Source organism: Candidatus Ancaeobacter aquaticus, assembly GCA_030765405.1.
Classification (GTDB): Bacteria; Auribacterota; Ancaeobacteria; order Ancaeobacterales; family Ancaeobacteraceae; genus Ancaeobacter; species Ancaeobacter aquaticus.
On the sequence record JAVCCP010000054.1, the window covers coordinates 1 to 20,029 of the forward strand.

17 protein-coding genes are annotated in these 20,029 nt (G+C 38.1%); 16 read left to right on the top strand and 1 reads right to left on the bottom strand.

Annotated elements, in window-relative coordinates:
* Positions 1–150 precede the first annotated feature (150 nt).
* The 9 genes from P9M13_07065 (at position 151) to P9M13_07105 (ending at position 9,489) form a co-directional block, all read left to right on the top strand.
* The gene (locus tag P9M13_07065) at positions 151–1,140 is read left to right on the top strand and encodes a MoxR family ATPase (GenBank protein ID MDP8263046.1); all 990 of its coding nucleotides are present in this window, start codon (positions 151–153) and stop codon (positions 1,138–1,140) included.
* Between the two features lie 131 nt (positions 1,141–1,271).
* The gene (locus P9M13_07070; protein ID MDP8263047.1) at positions 1,272–2,147 is read left to right on the top strand and encodes a DUF58 domain-containing protein; all 876 of its coding nucleotides are present in this window, start codon (positions 1,272–1,274) and stop codon (positions 2,145–2,147) included.
* A gap of 10 nt (positions 2,148–2,157) precedes the next feature.
* The gene (locus P9M13_07075) at positions 2,158–3,174 is read left to right on the top strand and encodes a hypothetical protein (protein MDP8263048.1); all 1,017 of its coding nucleotides are present in this window, start codon (positions 2,158–2,160) and stop codon (positions 3,172–3,174) included.
* Positions 3,174–4,172 carry a VWA domain-containing protein gene (locus tag P9M13_07080; GenBank protein ID MDP8263049.1) on the top strand — a complete coding sequence of 333 codons (999 nt, stop codon included), beginning with the start codon at positions 3,174–3,176 and terminating at the stop codon, positions 4,170–4,172. The genes P9M13_07075 and P9M13_07080 overlap by 1 nt, the downstream gene beginning before the upstream one ends.
* 80 nt (positions 4,173–4,252) lie before the next feature.
* Positions 4,253–5,263, top strand: a complete 1,011-nt coding sequence (locus P9M13_07085; GenBank protein ID MDP8263050.1) for a VWA domain-containing protein — start codon at positions 4,253–4,255, stop codon at positions 5,261–5,263.
* 8 nt (positions 5,264–5,271) lie between these two features.
* Positions 5,272–6,399: a tetratricopeptide repeat protein gene (locus tag P9M13_07090; GenBank protein ID MDP8263051.1), complete on the top strand. Its 1,128-nt coding sequence runs from the start codon at positions 5,272–5,274 to the stop codon at positions 6,397–6,399.
* 48 nt (positions 6,400–6,447) lie between these two features.
* Complete coding sequence (locus P9M13_07095) at positions 6,448–6,861, top strand: PilZ domain-containing protein (protein ID MDP8263052.1); 414 nt, start codon at positions 6,448–6,450, stop codon at positions 6,859–6,861.
* Positions 6,851–8,728: a BatD family protein gene (locus P9M13_07100; protein MDP8263053.1), complete on the top strand. Its 1,878-nt coding sequence runs from the start codon at positions 6,851–6,853 to the stop codon at positions 8,726–8,728. The genes P9M13_07095 and P9M13_07100 overlap by 11 nt, the downstream gene beginning before the upstream one ends.
* Complete coding sequence (locus P9M13_07105; protein MDP8263054.1) at positions 8,725–9,489, top strand: tetratricopeptide repeat protein; 765 nt, start codon at positions 8,725–8,727, stop codon at positions 9,487–9,489. Before P9M13_07100 ends, P9M13_07105 begins: the two co-directional genes overlap by 4 nt.
* A 77-nt stretch (positions 9,490–9,566) precedes the next feature.
* On the opposite strand, the gene P9M13_07110 is transcribed toward P9M13_07105, so the two are convergent.
* Positions 9,567–10,919: a radical SAM protein gene (locus P9M13_07110; protein MDP8263055.1), complete on the bottom strand. Its 1,353-nt coding sequence runs from the start codon at positions 10,917–10,919 to the stop codon at positions 9,567–9,569.
* Between the two features lie 277 nt (positions 10,920–11,196).
* Here P9M13_07110 and P9M13_07115 point away from each other — a divergent pair, with 277 nt between their 5' ends.
* From P9M13_07115 to aroB, 7 genes are all read left to right on the top strand, one after another.
* A complete protein-coding gene (locus P9M13_07115) occupies positions 11,197–12,738 on the top strand; it encodes a 2-isopropylmalate synthase (GenBank protein MDP8263056.1) in 1,542 nt (513 codons plus the stop codon).
* Between the two features lie 17 nt (positions 12,739–12,755).
* The gene (locus P9M13_07120; GenBank protein MDP8263057.1) at positions 12,756–13,616 is read left to right on the top strand and encodes a shikimate dehydrogenase; all 861 of its coding nucleotides are present in this window, start codon (positions 12,756–12,758) and stop codon (positions 13,614–13,616) included.
* 151 nt (positions 13,617–13,767) lie between these two features.
* A complete protein-coding gene (locus P9M13_07125) occupies positions 13,768–14,583 on the top strand; it encodes a prepilin peptidase (protein MDP8263058.1) in 816 nt (271 codons plus the stop codon).
* 213 nt (positions 14,584–14,796) lie between these two features.
* On the top strand, positions 14,797–17,112 hold the full coding sequence (locus P9M13_07130) for a hypothetical protein (protein MDP8263059.1): 2,316 nt from the start codon (positions 14,797–14,799) through the stop codon (positions 17,110–17,112).
* 129 nt (positions 17,113–17,241) lie between these two features.
* Entirely contained in the window at positions 17,242–18,372 is a 1,131-nt protein-coding gene (gene aroC / locus P9M13_07135) for a chorismate synthase (protein MDP8263060.1), read from the top strand.
* 28 nt (positions 18,373–18,400) lie between these two features.
* Positions 18,401–18,919 (top strand): shikimate kinase, encoded by a 519-nt coding sequence (locus tag P9M13_07140; protein ID MDP8263061.1) that lies wholly within the window; start codon positions 18,401–18,403, stop codon positions 18,917–18,919.
* 24 nt (positions 18,920–18,943) lie between these two features.
* Entirely contained in the window at positions 18,944–20,026 is a 1,083-nt protein-coding gene (gene aroB, locus P9M13_07145) for a 3-dehydroquinate synthase (GenBank protein ID MDP8263062.1), read from the top strand.
* The last annotated feature ends 3 nt before the right edge of the window (positions 20,027–20,029 follow it).

A 20,029-nucleotide genomic window follows, 5' to 3' on the forward strand; every position in this document is an offset into this window, starting at 1 on the left:
CCGTTTTTGTTGTAACGTGTTGTGGTTATCATGTTTACAGCATATCATAAACGGAGGGAATTACAAGAAAACAATTTATGTAAATTGTTTAAATATAAAGACTTATGCGTTTTGCATAAGGCATAAATAGATAAATAGAGGAGGTAGTGTATGAATCCTGATATTCAGGCAATTAACGAAAAGGTAAAAGCAAAAAATGAGTTTGTGAACAGGCTCTATTATGAGATGGGTAAAGTTATTGTCGGTCAAAAATATATGATTGAGCGACTTCTAATAGGTCTTTTAGCGGATGGGCATATTTTGCTTGAAGGTGTTCCGGGTCTTGCAAAAACGATGAGTGTGCGCGTTATGAGCGATTGTATAGATGCGAAATTTAGAAGGATACAGTTTACGCCGGATCTTCTTCCTGCAGATCTTATCGGTACACTTATATATAATCCAAAGGACGGTAATTTTACGACAAAAAAAGGTCCGTTGTTTACGAATATACTCTTAGCTGATGAAATTAACCGTGCGCCTGCTAAAGTGCAAAGCGCGCTATTAGAGGCGATGCAGGAGCGTCAGATAACAATCGGTGAAGAAACGTTTACGCTTGATGCACCGTTTTTGGTTTTGGCTACACAAAACCCAATTGAACAGGAAGGTACATATCCATTGCCTGAAGCACAAGTTGACCGGTTTATGCTAAAACTTAATGTTTCATATCCTAACAAAAAAGAAGAACGAGAAATACTTGAACGAATGGGTGAGATTAGTAAAAAAATCTCGGTAAACAAGGTCGTTACTACTCAAGAAATCTTGGAAACGCGAAAAGTTGTTAATGAAGTGTATATAGACGAAAAAATTAAAGACTATATTGTTGATCTGGTTTTTGCCTCACGTGATCCGAAGATGTATAACCTGCCAATACAGCAATTTATCGAATATGGTGCGTCACCGCGAGCATCTATTTACCTTAGTGTTGCGTCTAAAGCATATGCGTTCTTGCAGGGTCGCGGCTATGTGATTCCGCAAGACGTGAAGAATATAGGTATGGATGTTTTACGTCACCGCGTGATCGTGAGCTATGAAGCAGAAGCAGAAGATATGACTTCGGAAAATGTAGTTAAGAAAATATTTGATGAAATACCGGTTCCGTAACTCGTATCTCGTTAAACGTGACTCGATAAAATAATAAATACAAGAAATAAAAGACTTTAAAATGATATTTAAAATAAAAATACAATTTACGAAATACGAAATACTAAATACGAGATACGGGTAACGAAAATATGATTCCAAAAGAGATATTGAAAAAAGTTAGGCATATTGAAATACGCACATCGCGTATAGTGAATGATATTTTTGCCGGTGAATATGAAAGTGTCTTTAAAGGGCGGGGGATGGAGTTTGATGAAGTCCGTGAATATCAGCCCGGTGATGAGGTGCGTACCATTGATTGGAATGTGACTGCACGAATGGGGCATCCGTACGTTAAACGTTTTGTTGAGGAAAGAGAATTAACGGTGATGCTTCTTGTTGATGCAAGTGCGTCAGGTAAATTTGGGTCAGTGAAATGGACGAAAAATGAAATGGCAGTGGAACTCTGTGCTGTTCTCGCGTTTGCCGCCATAAAAAATAATGATAAAGTCGGACTCATTATTTTTACTGATGGTGTTGAAAAATTTATTCCGCCGAAGAAGGGTTCAAAACATGTGCTGAGAGTGATAAGAGAGATGCTTTATTTTAAGCCTACCGGCCGTAAAACAAATATTTCTTCCGCTATTGAGTATCTTAATAAAGTAAGTAAGCATCGTACGGTAACATTTCTTGTAAGTGATTTTATCGCCGAAGGATATGAGAAGGCACTTTCTATTGCAAATAAAAGACATGATGTTGTGGCACTCCATATATCTGATCCGAGAGAGTTGGATCTCCCTAAAATTGGATATATTGAACTGGAAGATGAAGAAACAGGTGAGACCATACTCATAGATACGAATGATCACTCGGTGCGTAGCGGTTTTAGTGATGCCACTCGTTTTGATAAAGATCGGCGTGAAACATTCTTTAAGTCTATTGGACTTGATTATGTGACGCTTCAAACCGATAAACCGTATATCGAACCTTTGATGAAATTTTTTAAAACAAGAGAAAAGAGACTCTAGGAAGTTTTACATGGCACGATACATACTCTTTATACCGATTATTATATCAATTATTAGCTTACATCTTTCCTGCACCAAAAAGACCGATCAAGAATGGGCTGCGAAAGAGCGTGACCTTATATATGCCAATGCCTATGTTAATAAAACAGTCGGTGCGATCGGTGACAAGATACGCTATACCATAAAAGTGAAGTATAAAGATGGGGTCGCTGTAACACTCCCTGATTTTTCTGAAGAAATTGGCGGTTTTGCCATACTTGATGTAAGTGAAAAACCAGTTCGCGAAGAAGGTGATTATAAAAATATTACCCGATCGTACAAATTGCAAACATATACACCCGGGGCATATATCATTCCAGAAGCGACAGTTGCCTATACTGATATTGAAGGCAAGACTCACGCAATAATAACTCCTCAGATATTCGTTGATATAAAAAGTACGATAAAAGAAGGCGAAAAAGTAACCGATATCAGAGATATAAAACTCCCTGTGTTTTTAAAGGAGCAATTGATGCTCTATGTCATTATAGGTGGAAGCGCTCTTGTTGTACTTGTTATCATTCTTTTGGGAGTATATTACTATCGCAAAAAATTACGAGATAGGTTGCGTTACGTGCCACCTCGCGCAGCACATGAAATTGCGTTTGAAGAGCTCGAGAAATTGCGTGCAATGGACCTCGTAAAGCAGGGAAAAATGAAGGAATACTATATTATTCTTTCGGATATTGTGCGGCACTACATTGAGAGACGGTTCTCAATAAAAGCAAAAGAACAGACAACGCAGGAATTTTTGTATGAGGTAGCCACATCTGCTGCCTTTGCTGAAGGGCCTAAAGATACTATTAGAAAATTTCTTGAAATATGCGATATGGTGAAATTTGCAAAATATGGGCCGGTTCCGCAAGAAGCTGAAGAAGCGTATGTGAGTGCACATGAGTTTGTTTTATCAACTGTTCCGAAAGAAGAATCCGATGAGGATTCAAATAATGTGGTTAATAAAACAACACAGAAGGTAAAAGGTGCATAATGTTAACATTTAAAGATCCATTGATATTGGTCTTACTTGTGCTTTTACCACTTCTTTTTATTGTATATAAAAAATTTGTCAAGAAAGCGAGTGTTAAATACTCAGATATTCGTATTCTTAAAAAGGTGCGGCACTCAAAATCAAAAACATTTCGTTATATTCCATTTACACTGAAGGCGTTTGCGATGGCACTTATCGTTATTGCTCTAGCCGGGCCACGACAAGGGGAAGAGCTCTCATCGATTAAAACTGAAGGGGTAGACATCATGCTGTGTGTAGACATATCAGGGAGTATGCGTGCAGAAGACTTTTTTCTTGGTGGTAAAAGACAGAATCGACTCGCTATTGTTAAGCAAATCGTCAAAGAGTTTATTGAAAACAGAGTTGCAGATAGAATCGGCATGGTGGTTTTTGCGGGGCGTGCTTATACACAGTGTCCGCTTACCATGGATTATGGAGTTCTTCTGACGCTTCTTTCTCATGTGCAAATCGGTATGCTTGAAGACGGTACCGGTATAGGGTCAGCGCTCGCGATCGCTGTTGATAGACTGAAGGATACGAAGGCGAAAAGTAAGGTTATCATACTTCTCACTGACGGTATCAACAATGTGGGAAAGATCGATCCTTTGACTGCAGCAGAAATAGCTAAATCTTTTAAGATTAAAGTATATACCATAGGTGCGGGAACCCGTGGTTTGGCGCCGATTCCTGTACGGGATTATTTTGGCAATGTAGGGTATCAAAAGGTAAAGGTTGATGTTGATGAAGATACGTTAGAAGAGATCGCTGAACTGACCGGCGCAAAATATTACCGAGCAACAAATACTGAGTCGTTACGTAAAATATATAGAGATATTGATTCATTGGAAAAAACAAAAATTGAGACAAAACTTTATATGAAATATAAAGAGTTGTTTCCCTATTTTCTTTTACCGGGATTTCTACTTTTGATACTTGATATACTATTGTCTAACACGATTTATAGGAAATTACCTTAAATAGCGTTTAGTATTTAGCGTATAGCGTATAGTCTATAGTACAAAAATAAAATAGTGAAAAAGTAAGGTGATCAAAGATTATGCAATTTGGAAAACTTGAATACATACAGTTATTATGGGTTGTTGTGGCGGTTGCGTTCTTTCTGTATTATGCGTTTCGAAAGAAGCAGGTGGCCCTAGAGAAGTTCAGTGAGCATACGCTTCTTAAGAACTTGGTTGCAAATGTAAGTTTTAAGAAACAAAAAATCAGAGCATGTATTGTTATTGCAGCACTTTCTTTTGTTGTTCTTGCGCTCATTGATCCGAAATGGGGGTATCATTGGGAAGATGTGAAACGCAAAGGGGTAGACATTGTTATAGTACTTGATACATCCAAAAGTATGCTTGCAAAAGATATGAAACCGAATCGGCTTAAGGTAGCAAAGCGAGGTATAGAGGATTTTGTAAATGTTCTACGCGGTGATCGTGTTAGCTTGGTTACTTTTGCTGGAACAAGTTTTATTCAGTGTCCTCTTACAACCGATTATGCTGCCTTCAAGATGTTTCTTGATGATGTAACGGTAGAGTCTGTTCCGCGCGGGGGGACAAATATTGGCGGTGCTATAATAACAGCACTGAAAGCGTTTCCTAATAAAACTGACGATAATAAGATCATTATATTAATTACGGATGGGGAAGATCATAGCGGTACGATGATAAAGGCTGCACGTGAAGCTAAAAAGAAAGGGGCAGTTATTTATGCAGTTGGAATAGGAAACCCCATCGGAGCGCCCATACCGGTGATGAATGCGCGGGGAGTTGAAACATACAAAAAAGATAGTCAAGGCAATGTTATATTAACGAAAGTTGATGAAGAGGGATTGAAACAAGTCGCTTTCGAAACAGGTGGTGCGTATTTATCCGCATCTGCCGGGAGTATCGGGCTTGAACGTATATACGAACAAAAAATAGCAAAACTCGAAAAGAAAGAATTTAATAAGTCTCGTAAACGTGTGTTTAAAAGTAGATTTCAGATACCACTTGCAATTGCCTTTATACTTCTTTTATTTGAAGTTGTTATTGGAGATAAAAAGAAAATAAGAAAAACATGAATATCACAATGAATAATAAAATATGCATATTATTTGTTATTGCCTTATCGCTTGGCCATATTGCCTGGATTAATACTCCAAGCAGTAAAGTCAAGGAAGGGAATAAGCTTTTTGAAGAAAAGAAATATGATGAAGCGCAAAAGAAGTATTTAGAAGCACAGCTAGAAAAACCTGAAAGCGAATCGCTCTTTTATAATATTGCAAATGCAGAATATAAAAAGAATAAATATAAAGACGCGGCTGAGCTATATGCAAAGGCTGCTCAGACTGGAGATACACTTCTTGCACAAAAAGCATTGTATAATACAGGAAATGCGCTTTTTAGACAGGGGAAGCTTAAAGAGGCATTGGAAATATATAAAAAAGCGATAGACCTTGATGAAACTGATAAAGATGCAAAATATAATCATGAGTTTGTTAAGAAGAAAATTGAAGAAATGAAAAAACAAGCTCAAAAGAGAGAACAGCAGCAAAAACAAAAAAAACAACAACAGAAAGATAAACAGCAACAACAGCAACAAAATCAGCAGCAGCAACAGCAAAAACAAGACGGACAGCAGCAAAATCAGAATAAGGATCAGCAAAAACAACAAGACAAACAAAAAGAGCAGCAAAAGAAAGAAGAAGAAAAAAAGAAAGAGCAGAAGAAGGAAGAGCAAGACAAGAAAGAACAAGCAAAAAAAGATGAAGAAAAACAGCAGCAGGACAAAAAAGATAAAGAGCAAGATAAAGATAAAAAAGAAGATCAGGAAAAACAGGATAAGAAACAAAAAGAACAGCAAGAACAGGAACAGAAAAAGAAGGAAGAACAAAAGAAAAAAGAAGAGCAAAAAAAGAAAGAGGAAGAAGAGAGAAGAAGGCAACAGCAGAAAGAACAAGAGAAAAAAGAACAAGAAGAAGAAAAGAGGAAACAAGAGGAAAAAGAAAAACAAGATAAAATGAAACCTGAGGGAGAAGATCAGAAAGAACCTCAAGAAGGTGAGGGTGAACCTCTCCCTATGGAACCCAAGAAAGAACTTTCTCTTGAAGAAGCTAAAAATCTGCTACAATGGTTGGGTAAAGAAGATAGGGAATTAACGCCACAATATAAAAGAATGAAAAAGTACCGGGAACCTCCTGTAGGTAAAGACTGGTAGTAAAAATTCAAAATTTAAAACTAAAAAGTAAAAGAAATAGGGTGCACTATGAGTGATAGTGATCGCAGGCAATATCCAAGATACATAACTGATCTTTCAGCGTATTGTTATAAGATTCATATGGATGGGAATAATGAGTCATATTTAGCTAAAATAAAGGGATGTATTGGAAACAAAGATGGTGAGGTTATTGAGGCGAATAAAGTTACCGATATATCAAAAGGGGGACTGTTTCTTGCGACTATTGCGGCGTTTTGTGTAGATACAATCGTTGTTGTAGAATTATTTTTCCCGGAGGAACAAGACATAATATCTACAGTCGGTGTTGTTAAGTGGACTTTAGAATTAAAAGGGGATCATCCCTATTCATTTGGGTTAGGGATACAATTTCTGTATGTAAAAAAGACTGAATGGGCTAAACTTGAGAAATATTTTGGGCAATTAAAACCTTATGAGATCTAATATATATACATGTATGCGTAAAATGAAATATGCAGGTTTTATAATCGCAATCTTTTTGTATGCGTTTACTGCGAGCGCGGCAGATGTATCATTTAATGCATCTGTTGACAAGGATAAGGTAGGACGTGATGACAGGATCATCCTTACTGTCACCGTAAGCGGCATGCAGAATTCTCCTGAACCAAAGCTTTCAAAGCTTGATGGATTTGCTATCGCTTCCCGCGCATCGTCGTCACAGTATAATATTATTAATGGTCGAATGTCAGCGAGTAAGAGCTATAAATACGTTTTAATACCTGAAAAGATTGGGACATTTACAATCGGTGCCGCGACATTGACGTATCGAGGGCAAGAATACAAGACTGACTCGATAAAAGTAGAGGTTATTTCAGGAAGTACGGTTAAGCGTGCGTCAAGAGTTGATAAAGATGTTCCTAAAGCAAAAAAAGTCGATTTAGGGGACCGTGTATTTATAGATGTTGAGGTAGATAAAAATGAGGTCTATATCAATGAACAGATAACAATGAAATTCAAGTTTTATAGGTATAACTTGAATATTGCTGATCTGCAATATATTCCTCCCACCACAAAGAATTTTGTTGAAGAAAATTTAGGTCAGCAGCGTGATTTTCGTGAAGTAGTAAATGGCATGGTCTATGATGTAATAGAATTAAAAACTGCACTTTTCCCTGTGAGCAGCGGTGAACTCGAGATCAGTCCTGCAAAATTAAACTGTAGTGTGCTGGTCAGAACACAGCGTCGACGCAGGGGAGGGGACTCAATATTTGGCGATATTTTTGGGGACTCAATATTTGATGATCCGTTTTTCGATAATTATGTAAAGTATCCTGTTCAGGTTGAGTCAAAGCCGATAAAAGTAACCGTAAAACCTTTGCCACAAGCCGGTAGGCCAAAAGGATTTAATGGTGCGGTTGGGTCATATACCATGGAAGTATCTCTTAACACGACAAAGGTTAAGGTTGGGGAACCAATTACCATAACAATGAAAGTGTTAGGAGAGGGAAATATTTCAGGGGTTAATCCGCCGCTAATAAAAGGTATCGAAAACTTTAAGACCTATGAACCTGAAGGTAAAGTGAGTCAAGGTGTTCGTGGCGGAACTATAGTCGGTGAGAAAGTATTTGAACAAGTAATGGTTCCAAGAAAAGAAGGCAAACAACTCATCCCATCAGTGATATTTTCATATTTTGATCCTCGTTACAGCAGTTATAGGGCAGTGTCACGAGGGCCCTTCACTATTGATGTTGCTCCTGCTCCTGCAGGGAGCGTCATGCATGGTTTTGACACTGATATGCCGATAAAGGCGGGAAAAAAGAAGGTGCGAATACTCAAGCAGGATATACTTTTTATTAAAACATCTCCGGGGAGAGTCGTTCGGTTAGGAAGTACACTTGTTACAAATCCACTCTTTATTATTTTAAATATTATTCCTCTTATATTGTTTGGCGGTGTGTATGTCACTTTACGAAAACAGAATCGTCTAAAAACTGATGTGCGGTACGCGAGAGGAAAAAGAGCGTATAAAATGGCGATAAAAAATCTTTCTTCAACACACAAAATAATGAAGGCTGATAATGAAAAACAGTACTACAGTCACCTGTATAAAGTCCTTACGAATTATATTGGTGATAAGTTAAATATTCCCAGCGGTGGTATGACTGCGCAAATTGTTGATGAAGTTTTGATGAAAAAGAATTTGGATAAAGATCTTTGTGTAAAAATAAAACAATTTTTCGAAGAATGTGACATGGGGCAATTTGCCGCGTCTCACCGCGATGTTGCGACAATGAAGAAATTGGCGAGTGAAGTAGAAGCTCTGATAAAGAACTGTGAGAGGGTGCTATGAGAAGGCTTTCAATTTTGTTTGTCACACAGGCCATATTGGTCATATGTTTATGTGCGCCTGGATTCGCCCAGAAACAGTACGATAATTTTTATAAAGGAAATATTGCCTACGAAAAAGGTGAGTATGACCAAGCTGCTCAAGACTACGAAGGATTTCTTAAAAACGGATATGAAAGCGGTAATGTTTATTACAATCTTGGAAACACCTATTGGAAACTAAGGAATATCGGTAAATCGATACTCTTCTATGAAAAGGCATTACGCCTCATGCCTGGTGATGCAGATACATTAGCGAATCTTAATTTTGTGCAAAGGGAACTCGAAGATGTACCAGAGAAGGATAACCGAAACTGGTTTCTGAGAATGCTTGACTATTTCTTTGCAGGAATATCATTAGATGGGTTAACTATACTGTGCGGCGTGTTTTTATGGATGGCCTGTATTGTCGGCATTGCATATTTATTCTTGAAGAATAGGTGGAGCAGTGGCTTGAAGTATCCTCTTATAGTCGGTAATGTTTTTATTGTACTATTACTTATTCTTGTTATTCGTGTTGAATTTTACGAGAATATACATTACGGGATTGTTCTCAATAAGGAAATTGAAGTAAAATACGGGCCTGTTGTGGGCGATGCGGTGGCCTTTACGCTTCATGAAGGTTCTAAGGTGTGTATGGAGCATGAATCACATGATTGGTATCAGATATATTTCTCAAAAGGTAAGGTTGGCTGGGTGAGAAAGTCTACTCTTGGTGTAATTTAGTAAAGGGGGTCAGGCCTACACATTTGACATGATTTTAATCATGTCAAATGTGTAGGCCTGACCCCAGGAACTAATTACTAATTCAATTCGTTATTAAGGCGTTTAGTTTCGTGCCGTAATTCTCTTATTATCTCAATGCTGAATGCAGGGTTTATTGACGGGCATATGGTGTGATTGTGCCACAGTGGGTCCAAATCTTCTGATATAAATCCGTTTTTCACTGCGCGAGTCCATTCAATTGTCCCCGGGATTGATGAATATGATGCAAGAAGAATGTGCGCCCCAAGATTATGGATAAACGCTATGTCGCGCTTGACATCATCTACTGTTTGTCCGGGGAGTCCTACCAATAGGTACATTTCTATTTCTCTGGATGTGAATCCATTATTGTTCAGGTTGGTGAGGGCCTGCTCGATTTCTGTATTAGTTACTTTATCGCCGGTATCCTTTTGTTTCTCAGGGATTGTTGTTTCTATACCCAACCTTATAGTTCTAAAGTCTAAAAGCTTTATAAGTGAAGCAACTTCTGGGGTAATGTATCGTGCATGTAACGCGTTTGGCGTGTGAAAATAAAAGTGCAGATTGTTCTCAAGAATTTTTTTCATAAGCGGGATGAAATGTGATTCGGCTTTATATAAAACTGCGTCATCATAAAAGGCGATATTTTCTATTCCGAGATCATGGTAATGGGTGAGTTCTTTAATGATAGAGTCATGGTCTCTCTGAATAAAATGTGGTTCTATCAGTTTTGATGCGCAGTAGGTGCATGAAAAGGGGCATCCGACACTTGTTTGCAAAGCCGCTGCATTATTATTCTTCAATAGATGATATGCTGGTATGATGTCTTCGACACACTTACTTTTATCGAAAGAGTGATCGACGATGGCATTAATAATATTAATAAGATGATTAAGCTGTGGGTTTTTTAGAATGTAATCAGCTCCGGTATGTTTGCGTGCATGCTCAGGGCAGATTATAGGATATATACCACCAAGAATTACAGGAGTGTCAGGGAACTGCTCTTTTGTAATTTTAATTGTCTCGACTACTCCCGGATACCAATACGTCATTATTGATGTTAGTATGATTGCGTCAGGTTTTGTTGCTTGAGCGAGTTTTTTTCTGAACAATTCTACGGGAATCCCATAGCGGTAATATCGGCGCGAGACATTCTCAATTTCTTGAGGTTTTTCTATTTGAGTCTTTGGAAATTTGCCGCAATCATATTCATCAAAACGCGGTGTATTCCTTTTATAATACGTGGCTATGTCAGGATCTTTTCTATCGAGGCAATTAATAAGATCAATTTCACATCCCTGGCGTTCCAGAACGGATGCTGCCTTCAAAAGGCCATGTGGTCTTACCCACAGGTCGTATAATGCAAAGTCGTGTATATAAGGATTTATAAGTAATATGTTTATATTGTTCATAGTGTGACCTAGATTGTACAACTAAAATTCCAATAACCAAATACCAATTTCTCCCCAGGGGGACTTAATCCCGAAAATTCTACGAATCCCTCGGGGCAAACAAATCACAATTCCTAATGACCAAATTACAAAAAAGCGTTTTGAAATTGGAATTTTGATATTCTAATTTGTTTAGAATTTTGATATTAGGATTTAGAATTTATCATAATACAATGCATATTATATACTTGTGCATGGTATAATATCTGCTATTATATTACCAAAATAAGGAGTAATTATGAAAGAGAAGGTCATAATTTTTGATACGACTTTACGCGACGGCGAACAGTCTCCTGGGGCGAGCATGGACTTGAGAGAAAAACTTGAGGTTGCTCGTCAGCTCGAACGTATGAATGTGGATGTAATAGAGGCAGGTTTTCCTATTGCTTCACCCGGTGATTATGAAGCGGTAAAGCTTGTCTCAAAAGAACTAAAAAAACCTATTATTTGTGGATTGGCACGATCGGTGAAAAAAGATATTGATCGGGCACTTGATGCTTTGAAATATGCGAAACATCCTCGTATTCACATTTTTCTAGCAACATCAAAGATCCATATGAAACATAAGCTTAAAAAAGCTGAATCTGAAATACTTAAAATTGCCACAGAATCTGTTGCGTATGCAAGAAAATATATCAAGGATATTGAGTTTTCTCCTGAAGATGCTTCTCGTACAGAACCTGAATTCTTAAAGCAGGTTGTTGAAGCGGTTATCGGGGCAGGTGCAACAACGGTGAATATTCCTGATACAGTAGGATATACGCTTCCTTGTCCATATGGGGAACAAATAAAGTATTTGAAAGAAAATGTATCAAATATTGAGAAAGCAGTTATCAGTGTGCATTGTCACAATGATTTGGGCCTTGCTGTAGCTAATTCTATTAGTGCGATCGTTAATGGTGCACGTCAAATTGAGTGTACGATCAATGGTATCGGTGAGCGTGCAGGTAACGCTGCAATGGAAGAAATCGTCATGATATTGAAAACACGTAAAGATCTTTTCCGGGGACTCTACACTGATATCAATGCAAAAGAAATATATCGTTCAAGTAAATTGGTGAGCCAAATAACCGGTATCCATGTACAGCCCAACAAAGCTATTGTGGGTGAAAACGCGTTTGCGCATGAATCCGGTATTCATCAGGATGGTATGCTTAAGGAACGGACAACATATGAAATTATGAGGCCAGAATCAATCGGTCTTACTGAAAGTAAGCTCGTATTGGGGAAACATTCGGGTAGGCATGCTTTCAAAAATAAGCTGGAGTCTATGGGCCTTAGCCTTAAACAGGATGATTTAGATAAGGCATTTGAACGATTTAAGACCCTTGCTGACAAAAAGAAAACTATTTATGACGAGGATATTCAGGCGATTATCAGTGATGAGATTGCACACGGTAAAGAAACATATCAGCTTGAGTATTTAAATGTTACCAGCGGTACGGGATCTATACCGACAGCAACGGTAAAGGTTCGTAAAGGATCAAAGGTCCTGACAGATGCGGCCTGTGGTGACGGACCAGTAGATGCGGCCTGTAAGACTATTGATCGTATTACCGGTATTACCGGAAAGTTGACTAATTATTCTTTACGTGCGGTTACTTCCGGTAAGGATGCTATCGGTGAAGTATTTGTTCGTGTTGATAGCGAAGGCAAAACCGTAAGTGGTCGAGGGGCAAATACCGATATTATTGTAGCCAGCGCAAAAGCATATTTAAATGCGATAAATCATCTTATTTATATGAAGACGGAAAAAAAAGCTATAAGCGGTAAGGTTTAGTTTATAAGGGAAGATTTATGGGAATATCTGGCAAGACAAAAATATACGGAATATTTGGTTATCCAGTAAAGCATACCGCATCTCCTGCGATGCATAATGCGGCTTTCACAGAACTGGGTCTTGATGCAGTATATGTTCCATTTGAAGTGCCGACTACAGACTTATCTGTTGCTACACGCTCTCTGAGAGCGCTTGGTGTTTCCGGTATTAATGTTACGGTTCCTCATAAAGAAAAGATTATTCCGTATCTCGATTCGTTGTCTAAAGAAGCTAAACTAATTGGTGCGGTAAATACGATAGTAAATAAAAAGGGAAAGCTCATTGGATATAATACTGACGGTGCTGGCTTTGTCAGGTCGTTAGCACAAGACGCTGGATGCTCCGTAAAGGGAAAAAAGATGGTGTTGTTCGGTGCAGGTGGTGCTGGACGTGCTGTTGCGATCCAATCACTTTTAAAAGGTGTATCTCAGATTGTTATAGTTGATGTTGCCGAGAAAAAAGCAAAAAATCTTGCTAGATATATTAATCGTTCTGTTAAGGGAAATAAAGTTAAAGCAATATCTCATAAAGATAGTGCACTAAAAAATATAGTCTCTCAGGCTGATGTTGCTGTAAATGCGTCACCATGTGGTATGCATGCGAAAGATCCTCTTCCATTTGATCTTTCAGCTATCACAAAGAAAACAGTAGTGTATGATCTTATCTATAACCCTTCTGAAACGAGACTTTTAAAAAGTGCTAAAAAGAAGGGATGCATTACTGTAAACGGCATGGGAATGCTTCTTAATCAGGGATGTGAAGCGTTTGAAATATGGACTGGAAAGAAAGCACCTGTCACTATCATGAAGAAAGCTTTGAAAAGTTGTATATATAAGTAAAATCCTAAATAATAATTTCTAAACACTAAACAAATTCGAATATCAAAATGAGAAATTATCAAAACATTAGGAATGTTTAATATTTAGAAAATTAGTGTTTGTTTAGAGTTTAGGTATTCGGATTTAGTATTTTTTTGATGGAGAGGTATCTGTGGATTTTATTGTTGTCCTACCTTTTGTTTTTATATTTGGTCTCATGGCGGGCAGTTTCATGAATGTCTGTATCTATAGGATCCCGAGAGAAAAATCTGTTGTTAAACCGAGATCAAGTTGTCCTCAGTGTGGGAGACTCATTAGATGGTATGACAATATCCCTCTTCTCAGTTATTGTGTTTTAGGGGGTAAGTGCAGAATCTGTAAAGCCGTAATATCGTTTCGGTATTTTCTTGTCGAGCTTTTGACCGGCATATCATTTGTTCTTTTCTTTTATTATGGATATGTTAATGGCGGGATCCCGCTTTCAGTTATCTACATATATTTTGTGTCATCTCTTATTGTATGCACATTTATTGATTTTGAGTTTTACATTATTCCTGATAGCATTTCTTTGTCAGGTATTGGCGTGGGGTTACTAGCCGGATTGTTAGTTCCTCAAATGCTCGGTGAGGTAACACATCTTAAAGGGTTATTGTTTTCATTCATCGGAGCGCTTGTCGGTGGTGGAGTCCTTTTTATTATTGCGATCGTTGCGGAATATATATTAAAAAAAGAAGCAATGGGCATGGGAGATGTTAAACTGATGGCCATGATAGGTGCTTTTATTGGCTGGAAACTCGTGCTTTTGACACTGTTTTTTTCATCACTCATTGGTTCAGTTATCGGGATTATACTGATTGTTGCAGGAAAAGCAAATATGCAGAGCAAAATTCCTTTTGGACCATATATATGTCTCGGCGCAATCATTGCGCTCTTTTTTGGTAACCTATTGACAGACTGGTATATAGGTCTTATAGTAAATATTCATTAATCCTCTATTACACCACTAAAAAAGGGACAGCCCTGAATTTTTTATTTCATAAAAAATAGCGACAGTCCCATTTTCTCCTCTCACTCACCGCGGTGGTGGGTATAAATCTGTATATATTTTTTTAATGCTCATTTCTTTCAGAACTCGTTTTTTATAGCTACACTATTGAAATACACTTTTATATAAGGTACAATAGTAGCGGAAGAGGTGTCTATGAAGTGTATGATGCGTAAAGTGATATCGTTTTTTGTTGCGCTCGTGTTTTGTTCTGTTACGAGTGTGCATGGTCTTGTCATTGAAGATGATACTACCACAAATTTAGAAATACACCTGGAAAAGCTTGCCCCTCAATCAATAGATAAAAAATATCCTCCTAAACGCATTCAGTATCTATTAGAACAAAGGCAAGAACTCGGTAACTTAGTTACTTTTATTTATGAAACGCTCGTGGAGTCTATTAATGATCCAACACGATCATTAATGCATGCCAGTGAAGAACTAAAAAATAAAATTAATGAGTATCAAGATAAAAAGGCACGCAGTGTCTCGTTTACTGTGCTTACCAAGCTTATTACTGCGCGCCTGACAGATGACGATGCTATTTCCTATATTCTTATTCCTTTTAAGATGGGACAGAAAAACTACATTTTTGTTGTCCGTTCAGATTATGCTGTTTTTGAAGAGAAAAGCGAAAAACTACTCGAAACATTACCTTTTGTATCAGAGTTTAAAACAACGCCTAAAAACTTGTCCGTAGAAATACGTGAAATACCAAAAGATACCAGAATTGATCAAGGGATGTTTGTTTCCCAAAAAGATTTTTATCTTGCGCAAAATTTAGATTCTGATGAGCGAACCGGTATTATAAAAAAATATTCCCCCTTATTTATGGTGCTTTTTTTTATCATGTTTATGGCTAATACGAGTCCACTCAGTGCTCAGCAGAAAAGAGAGGATCTTTCTATGAAAAACCCCGTGGTGAGAGAGTTTATCCCTTCATTTCTGCAGACTCAGGAAAAAAATGATGAGAAAACCAGGGTAGTATATAACCGTAACCTATTGTCTGCTCAAAAAGCGATTAACTGGCTTACCGGGCAATATAACACAAAAACTCATCTCTGTGATAGTTACGAAGATGAAGGGGGATTAAATGTCCTGCCGGAGTTAGCACCTGCCGGGTACACATTTGATCAGGCCTTGTGGGCCATTGCAATGGATTCATTGGGCTCACATAAAAATGCAAGTCAGGTGCTTCGTGCGTTAGAAAAATTGCAAATGCCTAACGGTTCTTTTTATCCTGGATATAACATACACAATCCACAAATAGGTTATTTTACGAATAATATACATGCGGGGCCTATTGCATTCGTTGTCATGGCCAATAATTTTCATGTGTATGCAACCGGAGGAGCGAAAAACGGTGACAGGCAATTTGTTGCAATGGCACAAAATGCAGCAAATTTCTTGCTTACTAAACAAGGACCAAGCGGAGATGTCCGTTCAGAGATTGACGGTAAAATGTTTGCCAGCGTTGAAGAAAATATTGATTGCTATAGCGCATTCTATTATTTGTATAAAATAACCGGTGATAAGAAATACGGCATTGCTGCGCAAAAAATGAAAAAATTTCTTGAATCAATGTGGGATAATGAAAGAGGGTTCTTCTATCAAGGATTGAATTATACTGATAACGGTACATTTTATACAAATATTGAGCCGGCATATGACGCAAGCGTATGGGGGTATCTCCTATTAGGTGACAGAGGGCCGGGCGGTGAGGAATATGATAGAGGGTTGGATTTTGTTCAAAAAGAACTGCTGGTAAGTAATGATACCGGTTTTGTCCATGTGAGCAGTGACATGAGAAAGTATCGGGATGTGTTCTGGATTGATCCGACAATATGGTTTTCTATTGCGCGCCTCAAAGAAGGGAATGTTTCTCATGCACAGCTGTTTTTCAGTAATATGCTTCGGTATCAAACCGCACGCGGGGGATTTCCTCTGAATGAATGGAAAAATAGGGGGGTGGAAGGTAAAGATGCGCATTCTGATCCTGTATGGAAATTGTATCCTTTTGATGCTGTTCATCCTGCTGTGGCTGCAGTCTTTTATATGAAACTCTTGCAAAATCCGGATTTCAATATTTTTCATCCTACTCTCAGTGCAGGTAAACCAATTCCCGGCGTGACAGTAAAAGATGTCTCAAAACTTAAGAAACCTTCTCGGAAGAAAAAGGGGCGTTTATATGGCATTACCGGTGCGGTGTTTATTCCTGAGCTTATAAACGGTATCATGTCTTTATATCAATACATGATAGATCTATCGCCGTATGTATTTGGTCTTTCTCTTGCTGCAATCGGAATTTATACGGGGTGGCAGAAGAGGGGAATGATTAAAGATATCTTTGTATCGTTCAAAAGGTACTATGATGAAATAGACAAGAGTATGCTTAAGATACCGCGCCTCAATATATTAAAGCAGTATGAAGGGCTGAAAAAGAAACGCAGTTTATTCTCTTCCTCTGCTTGAGACGTTAAAAATGGGACAGTCCCGAATTTTTAAAAAAATAGGGACAGTCCCCATTTTGTTTGACAACATTCTATCCTGCTGGTAACATTTTCCTTGCTAACACGTTATAAACTATTATGAGGTGACGATATGTTACGTTTCTTGACTGCTGGTGAATCACATGGTGAATGCCTTAGCGCTATTCTTGAAGGTCTTCCTGCTGGATTAAAGATTGATGTAAAAAAAATAAATGTTGATCTTGCCAGACGCCAGTCAGGGTATGGACGTGGTGGAAGGATGGCAATCGAAAAAGACACGGTTAAGATAGTTTCTGGTCTCCGTAAGGGTGTTACTATTGGGTCTCCTATTGCGATACTTGTCAAAAATAAAGATTTTAAGATAAATGAGTTACCTAAAGTGACACATCCGCGTCCCGGTCATGCTGACCTTGTCGGTGCATTAAAATATAACAGAAGTGACGTAAGAGATATTTTGGAACGTGCAAGTGCACGCGAAACAGCTGCACGTACAGGTGTGGGTGCTCTATGTAAACAGCTTTTGGAAGAGTTTAAGATAATTCTTCTTAGCCATGTTGTTGAAATTGGTGGAGTGAAGGCGTCTACGCACCATTTAAACTATGCGAAAATTGAAAAGGCTAAAGCAAAATCTCAGCTCAATTGTGCTGATCCTGTTATAGAAAAAAGAATTATTTCATCGATCGAAAGAGCAAAAGAAGAAAAGAATACGCTTGGTGGTGTTTTTGAGGTAATAATCAGAAATGTTCCGCCAGGATTAGGCAGTTACATACAATGGAATAAAAGACTGGGTGCACGTTTGTCTTATGCTCTCATGGGTATACAGGCTATAAAGGGTGTTGAGATAGGGCTAGGATTTGATTGTGCACGCAAACTTGGATCTGACGTACATGATGAGATGTTTCTTTCCGGCAAAAACTTATTGAACGTTAAACGTAAAACAAATAATGCCGGTGGAATTGAAGGTGGAATGTCAAATGGCGAGGATATTGTTATTCGTGCTGCTATGAAACCTATTGCAACGGTTATGGAACCACTCCAATCTGTTGATATCAAAACAAAAAAGAAATGTTGTGCAGCTACTGAAAGATCTGATATTTGTGCTGTTCCCGCGGCAAGTGTTGTCGGTGAAGCTATGTGTGCATTTGTTATTGCTGAGGCACTTCTCGAAAAATTCGGTGGTGACAGTATGGATGAGGTCTCGAGAAACTATAAATCTTATGTAGGTCAAGTAAAGAAGTTCTAAAACTGTTCATAGCGGTGTGCTAATACATATGTCATTTGATAAGAATATTATATTGTTTGGTTTTATGGGTTCTGGGAAGACCGCTGTGGGTAAAGCGATCGCTCAGACCCTTGGGTTGGAACTGATTGAAATGGATGAAATTATTGTTCAGCACGAAAATAAATCCATTAATAATATCTTTAAAGAGAATGGTGAGCCATATTTTCGTCAGCTTGAGAGGCGTATCGTTAAGGAATTAGCCGAAAAAGATGGTATTGTTGTTTCTACAGGAGGCGGAGTAATATTAGACGAAGAGAACCTTAACGATTTCAGGAAAAAGGGTATTCTCTTTTCTCTGATGGTTTCCCCGGAAGTTGTCTATGAGCGAACAAAAGATGAGGCCCACCGGCCCTTATTAAATGTCCTGGAACCTATGAAGAAAATCACTGAACTATTGGAATACAGGGAAGCGTTTTATAAAAAGGCTGATCACATTATTGACACAGACACTAAAAGTGTTGAAGATGTTGCTCGTGAGGTAATAGAGCTCTATAAAGAGAATCAATAGTTATAAAATATTGGAATATATCATATGAAACAGATTAAAGTGAATCTTGATAAAAGATCGTATAAGATAATAATTGAACATGGGGTGTTGTCACGTGCTGGAGAATTGGTGTCAAAACGTGTTTCTTCTAAACGCGGTGTTATTATTACCAATAATACAGTGAGCAAGCTCTATCTTGAGAAGCTTGAAAAATCTTTTGAATCTGAAGAACTTGATTGTGAAGTGATAAAAATACCTGATGGTGAACAGTATAAGACTTTAAAAACGTGTGAAACAATTTTTGATAGAATGGTAGATGCTCGTATTGATCGAACAGGTTTTGTTGTTGCTTTGGGCGGTGGCGTTGTCGGTGATATAGCAGGTTATGTTGCATCAACCTATATGCGCGGTATTGAATTTGTTCAAATACCAACGACATTGCTTGCCCATGTTGACAGCAGTGTTGGGGGAAAAGTAGGGGTTAATCTCAAAAAAGGAAAGAATCTTGTTGGTTCATTCTACCAGCCAACGATAGTACTCATTGATCCCTCAGTATTGGAAACATTACCTGAAAGAGAATATGCTGCCGGTATCACTGAAGTAATTAAATACGGCATTATTTGGGAAAAGAGTTTTTTCTCTTATCTTGAGAGAAATATGGACAAGCTCTTAAGTCATGATAATACTGTTTTAGAAAAAGTTATAGCGGTATCGTGTGATATTAAAGCAAAAGTCGTTGAAGATGATGAACGTGAAGCAGGCTTGCGTGCAATACTGAATTATGGTCATACGGTTGGTCATGCTATTGAGTCTGCCACAAATTATAAAAAGTATTTGCATGGTGAAGCAATAAGCATCGGGATGTGTGCTGTATGCTATATGGGTATAGAACTTGGCATGATCGATAAAGAAGTATGTGAGAGGATAGAGAAGCTGCTTGTACGTGCAGGGCTTCCTGTTAAAGCTGATGGGCCAAAGGCAAGTAGTGTTATAAAACGACTTCTTTTAGACAAAAAAGTTAGACAAGGTAAAGTACGATTTGTGTTGCCTCATGAAATCGGTAGAGTGATTATATGTGAAAGTATACCTCATGAGATCGTTAAACGCTCAGTTGAAAAGGTGCTATAAATC

Excerpts from the sequence above, each read along its gene's own strand:
- P9M13_07130 (MDP8263059.1), top strand. The coding sequence starts at position 14,797 with ATGAAGTGTATGATGCGTAAAGTGATATCGTTTTTTGTTGCGCTCGTG.
- P9M13_07070 (MDP8263047.1), top strand. The coding sequence starts at position 1,272 with ATGATTCCAAAAGAGATATTGAAAAAAGTTAGGCATATTGAAATACGC.
- P9M13_07100 (MDP8263053.1), top strand. The coding sequence starts at position 6,851 with ATGAGATCTAATATATATACATGTATGCGTAAAATGAAATATGCAGGT.
- P9M13_07080 (MDP8263049.1), top strand. The coding sequence starts at position 3,174 with ATGTTAACATTTAAAGATCCATTGATATTGGTCTTACTTGTGCTTTTA.
- P9M13_07090 (MDP8263051.1), top strand. The coding sequence starts at position 5,272 with ATGAATAATAAAATATGCATATTATTTGTTATTGCCTTATCGCTTGGC.
- aroB (MDP8263062.1), top strand. The coding sequence starts at position 18,944 with ATGAAACAGATTAAAGTGAATCTTGATAAAAGATCGTATAAGATAATA.
- P9M13_07065 (MDP8263046.1), top strand. The coding sequence starts at position 151 with ATGAATCCTGATATTCAGGCAATTAACGAAAAGGTAAAAGCAAAAAAT.
- P9M13_07075 (MDP8263048.1), top strand. The coding sequence starts at position 2,158 with ATGGCACGATACATACTCTTTATACCGATTATTATATCAATTATTAGC.
- P9M13_07120 (MDP8263057.1), top strand. The coding sequence starts at position 12,756 with ATGGGAATATCTGGCAAGACAAAAATATACGGAATATTTGGTTATCCA.
- P9M13_07115 (MDP8263056.1), top strand. The coding sequence starts at position 11,197 with ATGAAAGAGAAGGTCATAATTTTTGATACGACTTTACGCGACGGCGAA.
- P9M13_07095 (MDP8263052.1), top strand. The coding sequence starts at position 6,448 with ATGAGTGATAGTGATCGCAGGCAATATCCAAGATACATAACTGATCTT.
- P9M13_07110 (MDP8263055.1), bottom strand. The coding sequence starts at position 10,919 with ATGAACAATATAAACATATTACTTATAAATCCTTATATACACGACTTT.
- P9M13_07140 (MDP8263061.1), top strand. The coding sequence starts at position 18,401 with ATGTCATTTGATAAGAATATTATATTGTTTGGTTTTATGGGTTCTGGG.
- aroC (MDP8263060.1), top strand. The coding sequence starts at position 17,242 with ATGTTACGTTTCTTGACTGCTGGTGAATCACATGGTGAATGCCTTAGC.
- P9M13_07105 (MDP8263054.1), top strand. The coding sequence starts at position 8,725 with ATGAGAAGGCTTTCAATTTTGTTTGTCACACAGGCCATATTGGTCATA.
- P9M13_07085 (MDP8263050.1), top strand. The coding sequence starts at position 4,253 with ATGCAATTTGGAAAACTTGAATACATACAGTTATTATGGGTTGTTGTG.